Annotated in this window: 14 protein-coding genes and 1 tRNA gene; 11 read left to right on the forward strand and 4 right to left on the reverse strand. The window is 64.3% G+C overall.

Features of this window, described 5'->3' with window-relative positions:
• The 9 genes from H5T73_04910 to H5T73_04950 all read left to right on the forward strand — a co-directional run.
• Window positions 1–142, forward strand: a 142-nt coding sequence (locus tag H5T73_04910; GenBank protein ID MBC7247105.1) for a transposase, incomplete at its 5' end; no start/stop codon positions are given.
• Window positions 143–242: 100 nt separating this feature from the next.
• Window positions 243–905, forward strand: coding sequence for a small multi-drug export protein (locus tag H5T73_04915; GenBank protein MBC7247106.1), 663 nt, complete (start codon window positions 243–245; stop codon window positions 903–905).
• Window positions 906–1,071: 166 nt separating this feature from the next.
• Window positions 1,072–1,260, forward strand: coding sequence for a hypothetical protein (locus H5T73_04920; GenBank protein ID MBC7247107.1), 189 nt, complete (start codon window positions 1,072–1,074; stop codon window positions 1,258–1,260).
• A gap of 297 nt (window positions 1,261–1,557) precedes the next feature.
• Window positions 1,558–2,010 carry a YbaK/EbsC family protein gene (locus H5T73_04925; GenBank protein ID MBC7247108.1) on the forward strand — a complete coding sequence of 151 codons (453 nt, stop codon included), beginning with the start codon at window positions 1,558–1,560 and terminating at the stop codon, window positions 2,008–2,010.
• 16 nt (window positions 2,011–2,026) lie between these two features.
• Window positions 2,027–2,812, forward strand: coding sequence for a sulfite exporter TauE/SafE family protein (locus H5T73_04930; GenBank protein ID MBC7247109.1), 786 nt, complete (start codon window positions 2,027–2,029; stop codon window positions 2,810–2,812).
• Between the two features lie 30 nt (window positions 2,813–2,842).
• A complete protein-coding gene (locus H5T73_04935) occupies window positions 2,843–3,736 on the forward strand; it encodes a GNAT family N-acetyltransferase (protein MBC7247110.1) in 894 nt (297 codons plus the stop codon).
• Entirely contained in the window at window positions 3,733–5,772 is a 2,040-nt protein-coding gene (locus H5T73_04940; protein MBC7247111.1) for a hypothetical protein, read from the forward strand. The genes H5T73_04935 and H5T73_04940 overlap by 4 nt, the downstream gene beginning before the upstream one ends.
• Window positions 5,769–7,460, forward strand: a complete 1,692-nt coding sequence (gene murJ, locus H5T73_04945) for a murein biosynthesis integral membrane protein MurJ (GenBank protein MBC7247112.1) — start codon at window positions 5,769–5,771, stop codon at window positions 7,458–7,460. Before H5T73_04940 ends, murJ begins: the two co-directional genes overlap by 4 nt.
• Window positions 7,461–7,642: 182 nt before the next feature.
• Complete coding sequence (locus H5T73_04950; protein ID MBC7247113.1) at window positions 7,643–8,071, forward strand: hypothetical protein; 429 nt, start codon at window positions 7,643–7,645, stop codon at window positions 8,069–8,071.
• 244 nt (window positions 8,072–8,315) lie between these two features.
• On the opposite strand, the gene H5T73_04955 is transcribed toward H5T73_04950, so the two are convergent.
• The 4 genes from H5T73_04955 to H5T73_04970 form a co-directional block, all read right to left on the reverse strand.
• A complete protein-coding gene (locus tag H5T73_04955) occupies window positions 8,316–8,597 on the reverse strand; it encodes a hypothetical protein (GenBank protein MBC7247114.1) in 282 nt (93 codons plus the stop codon).
• Window positions 8,598–8,835: 238 nt separating this feature from the next.
• On the reverse strand, window positions 8,836–9,546 hold the full coding sequence (locus H5T73_04960) for a DUF2085 domain-containing protein (protein ID MBC7247115.1): 711 nt from the start codon (window positions 9,544–9,546) through the stop codon (window positions 8,836–8,838).
• Window positions 9,547–9,665: 119 nt separating this feature from the next.
• On the reverse strand, window positions 9,666–10,193 hold the full coding sequence (locus tag H5T73_04965; GenBank protein MBC7247116.1) for a hypothetical protein: 528 nt from the start codon (window positions 10,191–10,193) through the stop codon (window positions 9,666–9,668).
• Between the two features lie 218 nt (window positions 10,194–10,411).
• A complete protein-coding gene (locus H5T73_04970; GenBank protein ID MBC7247117.1) occupies window positions 10,412–11,236 on the reverse strand; it encodes a 4Fe-4S binding protein in 825 nt (274 codons plus the stop codon).
• Window positions 11,237–11,574: 338 nt separating this feature from the next.
• On the opposite strand from H5T73_04970, the gene H5T73_04975 reads away from it, so the two are divergent.
• Window positions 11,575–11,652: transfer RNA gene (locus tag H5T73_04975), tRNA-Pro, on the forward strand.
• Window positions 11,653–12,045: 393 nt separating this feature from the next.
• Entirely contained in the window at window positions 12,046–13,197 is a 1,152-nt protein-coding gene (locus H5T73_04980) for a CoA transferase (protein ID MBC7247118.1), read from the forward strand.
• Window positions 13,198–13,352: the final 155 nt, after the last annotated feature.

The raw sequence follows: 13,352 nt of genomic DNA on the forward strand, positions 1-13,352 counted from the left end.
GCTCAACGAGATCCTTTGCAGATGGAATTACGTGTACAATTACGTGAGACCACACCAGAGCCTGGGTTATCTCACCCCCATGGAGTTCCTGAAGGCGTGGATGGAGGAGAGCAAGGATAGGGATGATGTGTTCACCATGTAGTGAACCAGCACACCGGCTTACCGGCCATCGCGAAAAGTGTTAAGATGTAGCGCGACCGGGCCAGTGAACGGAACATGCTCGAAAGGGAGCGACGCATGCCATGAAGGAAAGGTTGTTCGCCGCCGTCGCGGGGTCGAGGACCGGGCTTCTCTTCTCCGAGTCCTGGTATCTCCACTGGCTGGGAGGCATACCCGTCTGGCTGCGCACGGTGATCATATCCATGATCCCGGTCATCGAGCTGAGGGGCGCCATCCCCGCCGCGAAGTACTGGGGCGCCGGCCTGGGCACCACGTTTCTCTGGTCGCTTCTCGGGAACATGCTCCCCATCCCCTTCATCCTGCTTCTCCTGGGGCCGATATCCGACTGGCTGCGCCGCCGCTCCCCCGTCATGGACCGCTTCTTCTCCTGGCTCTTCGCCCGCACCAGGAGGAAGCACGGCAGATCCTTCGCAAGGTGGCGGGATGCCGCGCTCTGCCTCTTCGTCGCCATCCCCCTGCCGGGAACCGGAGCCTGGACGGGCGCGCTGGCCGCCTTCGTCTTCGATGTCCCCTTCAGCCATGCCCTCCCGGCCATCTTCCTGGGCGTGCTCATCGCCGCCACCGTGGTCACGCTGGTGGTCTATTTCGTCTCCACCGTGCCCTTGTGGGTGACCATGGTCTCCGCGGCGGCCATGCTGCTGCTGCTTCTCGCCTTCTGGTGGGCCTCGCGCCGCGAGGAGGGAGGCGAGGAAAGGCCGGATCCCGTGGAGGGGGAAACACCCTGACGTACGGGTTTGCGCCCGGCGTGACAACCCCGGCAAAAGGCGGCCGCCCCACACCCGCGGCACCGGAGGGTTTATAGATACCTCCCCTCGGGGTAATAATTATATGAGGGAGCTTGCGTCGCTGAACGGGTAATGAAAACCTTTTCTTGCGAAGGAGGGATCGTCCATGGCTAACCGGAAGATGACCAGGAGCGAGGCGGGGCGCAAGGGGGGAAAGTCCACCCTCAAGAAGTACGGGACGGAATTCTACCAGAAGATCGGCCAGAAAGGCGGGCGCAAGGGAGGGCAGACGACCAAGCAAAGATACGGTACCAAATTCTACCAGGAAATCGGCCGCAAGGGCGGGCTGAAATAAGGTCGGCGCCGCACCTCCACGCCATTCCCGCCCATGCAGCCCGCAGGACGATGAACGCGGCATCCGGTCACGGCGCGCGGCGGTGGTGCCGCGGGGAGAAGCGAAAGGTGCGGGAAGGCCGCCCGCTCCAGGTCAAAGTCGTCGCCGTTTCGTTTTCCCAGCAGGAGTCCTTCAAAGCAGGCAATTTGCTTACTATGCTATAATGGGTTGCGAAAAACGACCGTAACGCCCTTCACGACAACCGGCCGCCAACCGCAAGGGTCCCGCCCGGAAAAGGAGGTCGACTTGCTGAGCAGCGTGGACGTTCATAACCACCTCCAGATGGCGAACATACCCCACGAATTGTGCAGGATGCCGGAGCCGGCGCGCACCGCGAGCCGGGCGGCGGCGGTACTGGGGCTCGAGCCCCACCAGATCGTGAAGTCGGTGCTTTTTTTCGCCGACGGCAACCCGGTCATGGTGATGATCCCAGGCGACCGCATGGTGGACTACGCGAAGCTCAAGGCGGAGCTCAAGGTCTCGCGCCTGCGCCTCCTCAACGCCGACGAGGTGCGCACGCTCACCGGTTACCTCATCGGCTGCACGCCACCGGTGGCCCTCAAGACGGAGATGCCGAGGTATATCGATATCCATGCCCTGCGCGAAGACGTGGTCTACACGGGCGGCGGCGAGCCGGAGATGGTCCTGAAAATAAGGTCCTACGACCTTGTCCGGGCCGCGGACGCCGACGTCGTGGACGTCGTCCGCTGACACCGGAGGAAACCACTTGGCCATCGCGGAATCCCTCTTCACGGTGCTCCTCGGTTTTGCCTCGGGCTTCGCCTCCGGCGCCTTCGGGATCGGCGGCGGCGCCATATCCACCCCCGCCATAAGACTCCTCCTCATGCAATCATCCGATATCGCGCTCGGTACGCCCCTGCCCGTGGTCATCCCCTCCGCCGTGGTGGGAGGCTTCAACTACTGGCGGGCGGGCAAGATCATCCCGCGCGTGGTGGGCTATTGCGCCGTGTTCGGCCTTCTTGGTACGGCGCTGGGCTCCCTTCTCACCTCCCTTTTCGACACCCGCTACATCATGATCATAACCTCGCTGCTCATCCTCTACCTGGCCGAACGCACCTTCGCATCCGCCCTGGGCAGGGACCCCTACGCGGGCGGAGACCGGCGCGGGGAACGTTGTCACCGCCCCGCCTGGATGCTGAGCCTCATCGGCTTCTGCGCCGGCTTCTTCTCCGGCTTCCTGGGGCTGGGGGGCGGCATCATACTCGTCCCTGCCTTCTTCTTCCTCCTCCGCCTCGAGGTCAAGGAGTGCCTGGGCAACTCCCTTGCCGTCATAGCCATCCTGGCCGTCCCCGGCAGCATCATCCACTCCTTCTTGGGGCACGTGGACTGGACCATAGCGCTGGCCATGGCGCTGGGCGTCATGCCGGGCTCCTACGTGGGTTCCTTCTTCACCCTGCGCGCGCGCGACCGCCGCGTCCTCGCCCTCTTCGCCGTCTTCCTGGCCGCCGTCGGTATAATATTCTTGTTGAAGGAAGTAAGCGGACTGGCATGAAAGACGCCGCAGTGAGTAAAGGAAGTCGTCTTGATGCGAAACCTCGAGCGCAGGGATACCGGGGGGGATGTCGTCCCGGCTTCTCCCGCCTCCTTCAGGGCCTTCTGGCCGCTGTTGAGGGACAGCCATCTTTTCCGCAACCGCCGCGACTTCCTCGCCTTCATGGGCAGCCACAACGGTAGGATATTCCTCCTCTCCCTGCACGGCCACCCCGCCTCGCCTTTCGTCCTTACCGGGAACTGGCGCTGCCGGTGCGACATCTCAGCCCTTTGGTACACGAGGGCGTGGGGGGAGGAGAGGAGGCGGCTGGTGCTGCATGCATGCGAGGCGTGCCTGGAGGAGGGCGCGGAGAGTTTTATCACCAGGCCCCTGTGCGAGGAGGAGGCGGAGGAGTTCTCCTCGTGGGGGTTCCGTACCCTCGCGCGCGTGGTCGTCCTCGAAAAGGAGCTGTGCGGCAGGCCGGAACCGCCCACCTGGTTGCGGGGGGTGCGCCTGCGGCGTTTCCGGCCCGGGGACCTCTCGCGGGTACTGCAGGTCGACGCCGAAGCCTTTGACGAATTCTGGAGCCTTGACCGACGCACGCTGCGCAACGTGGCCGAGTCCTGCCACAGCAACGTGTTCCTCGTCGCCGCGAAGGGTGACGAGACGTTGGGGTACGCCGTGGGAGGCGTCAACGGGCGCCTCGCTTACCTGCAAAGGCTTGGCGTGCACCCTTCCGAGCAGGGGAAGGGGGTGGGCGAGATGCTCTCCTCCGGCATGCTGTGCGCCTTCCGGGCCCTGGGTGCCGCCCTGGTTTCCGTCAACACGCAGGAGGACAACCAACGCGCCTTGTCCCTCTACCATAAACTGGGATTCAAGGAAACGGGGGATCGCAGGTATATCATGTGCCGCGACCGCCGGGGCGGCCCGAGGAGCGCGACATGAGGCGTCGCCTGTCCTCCTTGCCATCCCTCCTGCTCACAGCCGTTTTCCTCGCGTTTTCCCTTTTTCCATCCCTCTTTCCTTCCCGCGGCGCCGTGGCACAGGAGGCGACTGCGGCGGTCTCGGCGTACACGACGTCGTACGCCTACGCGGCGGGGGAGAAGGTCAACCTGGAAGTTGACATGAGCGTCCCGCTGGAGCTCCGTGACGAGGACCTGGTGGTGGAGCTGCTCGTCTACTCCACCGCCATCACCCGCTCCTACCTCGCCTCCTTCCGCGAGGAAACCCGCCGCTATCCCCTGTTCACGCGCAGGCTCGCCACCATCAAGCCCGAGAACGAGCTGGGGCACGGGTCATACGAGATAGAGCCCTCCTCGTGGGGGCTGAAGGCCGGCGTCTACCCTTACGAGGTGAGGCTGAGAAGGAAGGGGGAAACCATCGCTTCCGACCTTAATTTCCTCGTGATCATGAGCCGCGACGCCGGCTATCCCCTCAACCTCTCCCTCCTCTGGACACTGGACTTCCTCCCACCCCAGGACGCCCTGGGCAACACCCTTGACGGGGGGCTGGCCGCCGCCTGTTCCCCGTCGCAGCAGGCGCCGGGGTTCCTCTTCTCGCTCGTGAAGACCCTCGCAGACAGGCCCGCGCTGCGCAGCAGCTTCGTCATCCCGCCCTTCATCTACCAGCAGATGGAAACCATGGCCGGGAAACCCGACGCGGAAAAGGGGGAGGCGGGGAGGGGCGCGGAGTCGATACTCGCTTCCTTGCGGCGCCTGCTGGAAAGCGAGCAGGTGGACGTGGTGGGCACCACCTACTCCTTCTGCGACCTGGACCTGTTCAACTCGCTGGGCTGGGCGGGCGAGGTGGAGGAACAGATGGCACGGGGCATGGCGGACATGACGGAAAGCGGCATACAGCCCGCGGGTTTCGTATCCCCCGATTTTCGGCTCACGGATCCCCTCCTTCAGCTGATGGCGGGAAAAGGGGTGGCTTTCACTGTGGCCACGGAGGGGGCACTGCAGGCCAGCTCCGCGGGACGACAGCTCCTGGAGGGGACCTCCATCTCTCAACCGGTGCGTTTCGCGGCCTCCAACGGGCAGCAGATCACGGGTTTCGTCCGCGACACTGCCCTCTACGAATATCTCCGGACGAATCCGCCGGGCGATTCCCGCCACGTCATACAGACCATAGTGGCCGAGCTGGCGGTGTTGCAAAGGGAGAAGCCCTACGCCATCCGCTCCTGCGTCCTCGCCTTCCCCCCCTCATTCCTTCCCGACCGGGAATTCCTGGAAGGGTTCTACGGGGCGCTGGACGGGTGCCCCTGGCTGCAGACCCGCCGCCTCGAGGAATTGAGCCACGACCAGTTCCCCGTCGAGGGGGTGGTGGTGCAACCGCCGGAGTACACCGCTGACGGCTCCGAGTACGCGCTGCGCCTGGCCGCCATCCGCGACCAGGCGGCCGCGCTGTCACGGGCCATCGTGCCGGAAGATCACCCCCTGTCCCGCGAGCTCGCCCGCCTGGTGCTCCTGGGCATGCATCACCGCTTCAGCGACGGCGGCGACGTGAACGCGGCCACCAGCTTCCTCGCCAGCTTGGGCGACCTCATGCGGGGCGAGCTCTCCAAGATCTCCATCGGGCGCAAGCGCTCCGTCACCCTTTCCAGCACGGAGGGCAAGCTCAGCGTGGACGTCACCAGCAACCTGGACTTTCCCGTCCGCGCTACCCTCAGGCTGGAAAACGCCAGCCTCACCTTCCCGGAGGGCGCCAGGATGGAGGTACAGATCGAGCCGCGGGAAAACCGCTTCGTCACCTCCGTAAGCACCCCCCGCAAAGGCTCTTTCCTGGTGAAGATCGCGCTTGAGATCGACGGGCTGGTCATCGACGAGACCACCACCGCCGTAAACACCTCCATCATCAATACCCTCGCCATCATCCTCCTGATCTGCCTGACCGCGCTGGTCGCCCTCTCCCTTCTCGTGCGCCGGATTTCCCGCAGCATCAGGGGGGGTAAACACGCGAGAGGGAGGAACGCCAGGTGACCGAAACGGCCCCCGTACCCCGACGCGATGAGCCGGAGGCCTTCACCAGGGACGCCGCGATCATGGCCGTGGGGACCGCCATCAGCAGGATAACCGGCTTCCTGCGCTACGCCGCCCTCGCCTACGTGCTCGGACTGACCCTGAGATACGGGCGCACAAACCTGCCCAGCACCTACAACCTCGCCAACTCCATGCCCAACATGGTCTTCGACCTGGTCATGGGCGGGATAATAGCCTCCCTCTTCATACCGGTCTTCGTGGAATACCTGAGCACCCGTTCCCGGGAGGAGGCCTGGTACGTGGCCAGCGCGGTTACCAACATCGCCCTGGCCATCCTGGCGGTGGTCACCGTGGCCGGGATCATGGCCAGCCCACTCATCATCCGCCTCATGACCGCCTTCGGGTCTTACTCGTCTGGAGACGTCACCACCCAGGTGGTGCGTGATCAGGCATCCTTCTTCCTGCGCTTCTTCATGCCCCAGATCATCTTCTACGGCCTCAGCGCCATCTTCGGCGGTCTCCTCAACGCCCACCGCCACTTCACGGCCCCCGCCTTCGCCCCCATCGCCAACAACCTGGTGGTCATAGGAACGGTGGTGGTGTTCAACTTCCTGCCCGGACCACGCGACAACCAGCTCCACCTCGTAGTGCTGGGGATCGGCACCACGCTGGGAGTGGTAGCGCAGGCACTGGTGCAGTTGCCCACGCTGATGCGCATGGGGGTGCGTTATACCCTCACCTTCGACCTGCGTCATCCCGCCGTGCGCAAGATAGGCCGCCTGGCGATCCCCCTCCTCGGCTACATCCTCCTCTGGCAGGTGAACACGTGGTTCGTGTTCGCCCTCGCCATCAGGCAGGACGGGGGCGTGCCTTCGTACCAGTACGCGCAGCTCTTCTTCCAGCTCCCCTACGGGATATTCGCCGTCTCCATAATCACCGCCATCTTCCCCGCCATGAGCGAGCATGCCGCCCTCAAGCGCATGTCCCGCTTCAGGGAAACCCTCAACGCGGGCATAAGGTCCACCCTGCTGGTCATCCTCCCCTGCGCCGTCGTCTACCTCACGCTCAACCGGGCCATCATCCGCCTGCTCCTCCAGCACGGCTTCTTCAAGGCGGGAGACACGGAACTCCTCTCGGGGGTTCTCTTCTTCTTCGCCCTGGGGCTGATCCCTTATTCCGTGGACATGCTCCTCACCAAGACCTTCTACTCCATGCAGGACACGCGCACGCCGATGATCGTCAACTGTTTCGTGGTGGCGGTGAACATCGCGTGCAACCTAATCTTCTTCCGCTGGCTCGGGGTGAAGGGACTCGCCCTGGGCTTCTCCACCGCTTACCTCTTTTCCATGCTCCTGGACGGCGCGGTCCTGCGCCGGCGCCTCGGCAGGCTGGGGGGCAGGAAAGCCGCGCTCACGGCGGCGAAGGCGGGCACGGCGGCGGCGGGCATGGCGGCCATCATCTACGCCTCCCATTACCTGGTAAGCAGGCTTCACCCTGCCGCCGGACTGTGGAACGACCTCCTGCTCGCCGCCCTGCCCCTGGCGGAGGGGGCGGTGGCCTTCTTCTTCCTCGCCCACCTGCTGCGCATGGAGGAGCTCGCCGCCCTGAAGAATCTCTCCTCCCGCTACATCGGTAGCCTCTCCCGCTTCCTGGGAAGGCCCGCGGGGAAAGACGGCTCAGCGCGGTGATCTGCGGGCGGCGGCCGACGAAGAAGGGGCGGACGCACCGCGAGGCGCCGGTACCCGGTTGCGGTTTTGAGGGAACCCCGCCGGTAGGGGTCGGTTCCAGGTGACCGGCTTAGGGGATGATGGTGATATCGCGAGACGGTCCTAAAGGAACCCAGCCGTAGGGGTCGAAGGAATTATACGAGATGAAGCGCGAATCCCTTGCGGAAATGGGCAAAAGGTGCCGCAGCGAGGACGGCCAGGTCTGGACCTATATCCTGAAGATATTCCTGGTGGCCCTGGTCATCGGCCTGATCATCTCCCAGTGCGGACCCATAATAGCCAACCACATCTCCACCAGGGGAACGGCGAGCGACGCGGCGGACCTCGCCGCGCACACCTACAACACCCGCAAGGACATGGAAAAGGTGACCGAGGAAGTGACCAAGCTGCTCGATGAGAGGAACGCGCGCCTGGACGGCAACATCAGCCTCATCTACGACGAAACGGGCAGGCCGCAAAAGATATCCGTACCCGTACGCAGGATCGTGAACACCTTTCTCTTCGAACACGTGGGCTACCTCGCGCCGCTCACGGAAGCCCACGCGGTGGGGGAATGCGACCTCTTCCGATAAGTGACGCGTTGCGAAACCCGGGCCGTCCTCCTTGACCGCCTTCTCTCGCTTTCCTCTCGTTGTTTTTTCCGTCCGCCACACCGGTACCGAGCCATGCCGACAGGATGCGGCCAGGGTGCCTTGCGGCACGCACCGGGTCGCCTCGATAGGGCACGCCAGCTTCGGAAAAAGCCGTTACGCAAAGGGGTGCGGCCACTGGCGCCTTGCGGCATGAACCCCAGGGTCCCAGTTCAAGCCGCGAGCCTCAGAAGGCGGGGCGTCTCTCCTCGCCGCGCGCGGCGGACTGCTCGAATGGCCTGATGAAGACGATGTGGCTGCGGTTGACGTCGATGAACTGGGAGCGGAAGAGCAGCTCCCCGGTGTTGAGGTTATAGGCTTCCACGTCGGTCAAGGCGAAAAAGGTCTGGGTCTCCCTGGATTGCATGATATCCGTCAGCCGCGCGCCGGCGAAGATGTGAAGATCTCCTATGATGCGATGCGAGGCGGTATGGATCTCCACCCTGAGCTTTTCCTTGTTCGCGTGCATGGTCGACCTCCCGTATCCGAGGGTTCCGCGCGGGCCATCCCTGCCTTCCCAGCCTCAAGGATTTCAATCACTATACCATAAAAAGCGGCGCCTGGGCCGACCGGCCCGTTCCATCCTTCACGTGGATATCCCTTTGAGGCCGCCCTTGGATGCCACCCTTTTAGTTCGCCCTTTGAGGCTACTTGTTCTTTCCGCCAACGAGCGGCCCCATCCCGGCGCCTTTGCGCGTTCACGAGGATCAGGACCACCGGCACGTGCCCCGCGCCAGCGCCGGCAACTGCGGGCCACCGCCCTGCAAGGCCCTGTGCAGGCCATAAGAGCCCGCCAGCTCGACCAGGACGAGCAAGGCCGCCACCGCCATGCGTGTCCCCAGGCGGCCGTCAGCGGCCACGGGCTTGAAGAGGCAGGCCAGCAGGAGGTTCAGGGACCACAGGGTACCCAGCATGCATACCAGGAGCCAGCATTGCCCCACCCTGAACAGCGCCCCGGGACGCCACGTGTAAACAAGCAGGGTCAGCAGGGCGGCCGAAACCGCGGGGAGGAGCTCGCGCGGGCCCGCTCCCACCCTGCGCTCCCTGTCTCCGTGAAAGACCTCGCGGTTGACCAGGGCCGCGGCGGGCAACGCCAGCCCCGCCCCCGCCGCGTAGCCGCTCAGGAAACGCAGCAGGTTACTGCTCTCCCTCCACCCCAGGTAACTGGTCACCCCGTCCCAGCAGAGGAAAAGGACGCCCGCCGCGCCCAGAAGAAGAAGCGGCACGGGCGGCATGCCCGCCCTCTCCCTGCCGTGCAGCAGCGAGAGCAGGAGGAGGGTGGTGAAGAAGGAAACGTAGATGCCGGTATCGCGGGAACAGACGAAAAGGGCTTTGTCCCCGAAGCGGAGAAGCCGTTCCGGGCGCTGGTGGCATACCGCGAAACCCAATTCCCAGAGGCAGCGGTCCCAGGGGTTCACGCACTCGCTCCCATATTATCCCATGTGCCCGGGGCGGCGGCATGGCGCGCGCCGGCCGTCCCCCTCCCGCCACCTGTTCTCCGCTCCGGCCGTATCACGCCTCATCACCCCAGATCACCTCAACATCTCGCAAGGGTGCGCAGGTCCCTGCCGTATACATAGAAGCCCAGGCAGGCGAGGGCGAGGAAGAAAAGCGCGCTCCACCCCATGGAACCCTCGTATTCCCAGTCCACGCCGGGAGCCAGCGACCAGAGAAGGGACCACATGGACAGGGGGAGGTAGAGGGAGGCGGCGAGCAGGGCGAGGTTACGCCTGCGCGTCAGGATAAAAGACGGCACGCCGACCACCAGCATCATGGACGCGCAAAGCGGCAGGAACCAGGTGACCCGCCCCGTGCCCGAGAGGTAGAGGAAGCAGAGGGAAAACCCGGCCAGCGCCACGGCCGCGAGGCAGGCGCACGCCAGCGCGAGGAAAGCCCGGTAGCCCATGCCGCTCCCGTTCCGCCGCCGCGATACCTGCAGGTGATGGCAGCGCCGGCAGAGGTACTTCTCTCCGTCCAGCAGTTCCCGGCAGTCCATCTCCCGGCCGCATCCGCCACAGCGGACCATGACCGCTTCTTCGACCGTCCCGACGTACTCCGTCGCCATCCGTCCCTCTCCTGTCCCGCAAGCCCGTGTCCCTAAAATACGTTCTCCCTTTTGCCCTTCCTACATGCTGTCCTTTAGGACCCGCTTTTCTTTCCCTTTCCCGTTCCCTTTCCCTCATGCCTTCGCTTGCGCTTCCTCTCCCTTCCCTTCGCTTCCCTTCCCTCTCCCCCTCCCACATTTCCCTTACCCGTCTCTATGCGGCCCCCTCCGGGAAGGCCTCAATCCTTCCCCGCGACCTCCTCTCCTGATATCGCGCCCGCCCTTTGCAGCAGCTCCCGGAACATGCTGTCATCGCGGTCGAAATCCACCAGTATGGCCTGGTTGGGGCATTCCTGAGCGCACCTGCCGCATCCCTTGCACTGCTCTTCATCTATGCGCGCCCTCCCGTCGTGCAGGGAAACCGCCCCCACGAAGCAGATACTCTCACAGGTACCGCAACCCCTGCAGGCGTCGCCGACCCGCACCCGCACGGATGATAGTTTCCGTATGGTGCCCTTGACGCTCGGCCCGGCCTCCCGCATGTCCGTGCGCACCAGGCAGCAGCAATCGCAGCAGAAGCACACCACCACGAAGTCGCGGAAATGGCGCAGCACGCCCAGGCTGGTGGCGTCGAACCATATGCGTCCCACCATCCCCGTGAGACCCGCCCGTGAGGCCTTTTCCAGGTGCTCCAGGCACTCCTCCACCGAGGCGCGGTGCCCTATGGAGGGATGCAGGCGCGCGGCCGCCTTCCCCAGGAAGATGCATCCCAACTCGCGCGGGTATCGCGTGCAACCCTCGTGGTTACGGCATATGCAACCGTCGTGTATGAAGCGATGCGAGGATGCCTCGATCAGCGCCGCTATCGCCTGCCGCGGAAGCGCCATGCTCTCGGGACCCGGGATGTCCTCCGCCACGGGGACGAAGGTCACCTGCATGATCCTCTCGTCCGTCAGCAGCCTGGACAGTTGCCTGAACGGAGGATGGGCACTCAGCTTTTTCGCCAGGCGCGTCAGGGGCCACAGGGAGATGAACCCCTTTACTACCGCTTTGGGATATCCCATGTCGCTCTCTTGCCTCTTCCCTTGTCTCCCCGCCTTTCCGGCTTCTCCCATTATTAACCCTGCACCTCGAGGTGGCAACACGGCTTCGGCGCCCATGCCGCGCCCCCATGCCGCGCGAGGATGCGGGCGTTTCATCCCCGAAAAGCCACCCTGTCCTGGGATCGTGATCCGTCCACGTTTGCAGAAAAGCGCTTGCCCCCGGGCAGGCACCCGCCGGGCATGAACGGGGCCCGACTCCGGTCGCGGGATGCTTTCCGCAGAACATGTCCGCAGAACATGTCCGCGGAACACGAACGGGGCCCGACCCCCGATGTGTTTGCGCTATAATAGGTTGTTGTCGGGGTGTGGCGCAGTTTGGTCAGCGCGCGGCGTTCGGGACGCCGAGGTCGGAGGTTCAAATCCTCTCACCCCGACCATTTTATGCGCCCACGAGATTTTCCGCGGAGCACGAAGGTGCCGCGTCTCCCCTTGGAGGGGGGCGAGCCGCGAAACGTTCGCCTGCGATATCGATGCAACGCGTGATGGGGGGCGCGGGCGTCTCGTTCCCTTGATGCTCTGCCCCGCTCATCACTGCGGCAGGGGATGTACGAGGGAAGGTGTGAGGAATGGTGTGAGATCCGCCCGCGAGAGCGTCTTCCGCGCAGCACGAGGCCCTGGCAAAGGAAACGAGGTTTACTTTATGTTAATATATCGGTGCACGGTAAGCCGATCGGCCATGAAAGAGCCATGAAAGACCTGAAAGACATTCACCACGGGTTTTTCCTACACGATCCGGAACGAGACGGTTAGGGATGAAGGAGGAGGTAGAAATGGCTAAGGCACTGGAAGGCGTTCGCGTCCTGGACCTCTCACAGCTCTATCCGGGCCCCCTCTGCACCATGATCCTGGCGGACTTCGGAGCGGAGGTCATCAAGGTGGAGCCCGTGGGCATCGGCGACAACGCCCGCCTGTTCAGGTTCCTCTTCAACCAGATCAATCGAAACAAGAAAAGCCTGGCCCTTAACCTGAAACATCCCCGCGCGCAGGAGGCCTTCCACCGCCTGGCAAGCACCGCCGACGTGGTGGTGGAGGGCTTCCGCCCCGGCACAGCCGCTCGCCTCAACGTGGATTACGAAACCCTCAAGGCCATGAACCCGCGCATCATCTACTGTTCGATAAGCGGTTTCGGCCAGGACGGGCCCTACCGCGACCGCCCCGGCCACGACATCAACTACATGGCTATGGGGGGCGTGCTGGGCCTTACCAGGGACGGCGAGGGAAAGCCGGTGGTCCTTGGGTTCGAGGTGGCGGACATCACCTCGGCCCTCAACGCGGTCATCGGCATCCAGGCCGCCCTCCTGGCCAGGGAACGGACCGGTGAGGGCCAGTTGGTGGACATCTCCATGCTCGACTGCGTGGTCGCTCTCATGCACAACAGCGTGGGCCCCTACCTGGAGACCGGGGAGGTCCCCACCATGAACCCCCTTCATGCCACGCCCCACTACGGCGTCTTCGAGACCTCCGACGGAGAATACCTGGTCATAGGCATAGCCCACGAGGACCCGTTCTGGAACAATCTCTGCGACGCCCTGGGCATGGAGGATGCCAGGGGATTGAACCTGGCGCAAAGGATCATGGAGAAGGAGAAGCTCGTCTCCCGCATGCAGGAGATCATCCGTTCCCGCACCATCGCCGAATGGACGGAGATCATGCGGGACAAGGACACCCCCTGGTGCCCCCTGCCGGGGATAGCGGAGGCCCTCGACGACCCCCAGGTAAGACACCGCGGAATGGTGGCGGAGGTCGGGGAGGGAGAAAGCCGCCTGCGGGTCATAGGGAGCCCGTACAAGCTCTCCCTCACCCCTCCCCGGCTGGAGTCGCCGCCTCCCGCCCTGGGAGAGCACACGGAAGCCCTTCTCCGGGAAGCGGGCTTCGCCCCGGAAGAGATCGCGAAGATGCGGGAAGAGGGCGCCGTGGCCTGAGGGCCGCCGTCGCAGGACTAGGGGGCGGCGGGTTTTCCCGCAAAGGCCCACTTCCACGGCGGTTTTCCGGAAACGCCTCCCGGACGCCTCCCGGAGTTTGCAGAACCGTGGCTTATCGGATACAATTTGCTCCGACCTGCCGTGTAAGGCCTGCT

Source organism: Actinomycetota bacterium (assembly GCA_014360655.1).
Classification (GTDB): Bacteria; Actinomycetota; Geothermincolia; order Geothermincolales; family RBG-13-55-18; genus JACIXC01.

Excerpts from the sequence above, each read along its gene's own strand:
- H5T73_04915 (MBC7247106.1), top strand. The coding sequence starts at position 243 with ATGAAGGAAAGGTTGTTCGCCGCCGTCGCGGGGTCGAGGACCGGGCTT.
- H5T73_04920 (MBC7247107.1), top strand. The coding sequence starts at position 1,072 with ATGGCTAACCGGAAGATGACCAGGAGCGAGGCGGGGCGCAAGGGGGGA.
- H5T73_04940 (MBC7247111.1), top strand. The coding sequence starts at position 3,733 with ATGAGGCGTCGCCTGTCCTCCTTGCCATCCCTCCTGCTCACAGCCGTT.
- H5T73_04950 (MBC7247113.1), top strand. The coding sequence starts at position 7,643 with ATGAAGCGCGAATCCCTTGCGGAAATGGGCAAAAGGTGCCGCAGCGAG.
- H5T73_04955 (MBC7247114.1), bottom strand. The coding sequence starts at position 8,597 with ATGCACGCGAACAAGGAAAAGCTCAGGGTGGAGATCCATACCGCCTCG.
- H5T73_04965 (MBC7247116.1), bottom strand. The coding sequence starts at position 10,193 with ATGGCGACGGAGTACGTCGGGACGGTCGAAGAAGCGGTCATGGTCCGC.
- H5T73_04970 (MBC7247117.1), bottom strand. The coding sequence starts at position 11,236 with ATGGGATATCCCAAAGCGGTAGTAAAGGGGTTCATCTCCCTGTGGCCC.
- H5T73_04980 (MBC7247118.1), top strand. The coding sequence starts at position 12,046 with ATGGCTAAGGCACTGGAAGGCGTTCGCGTCCTGGACCTCTCACAGCTC.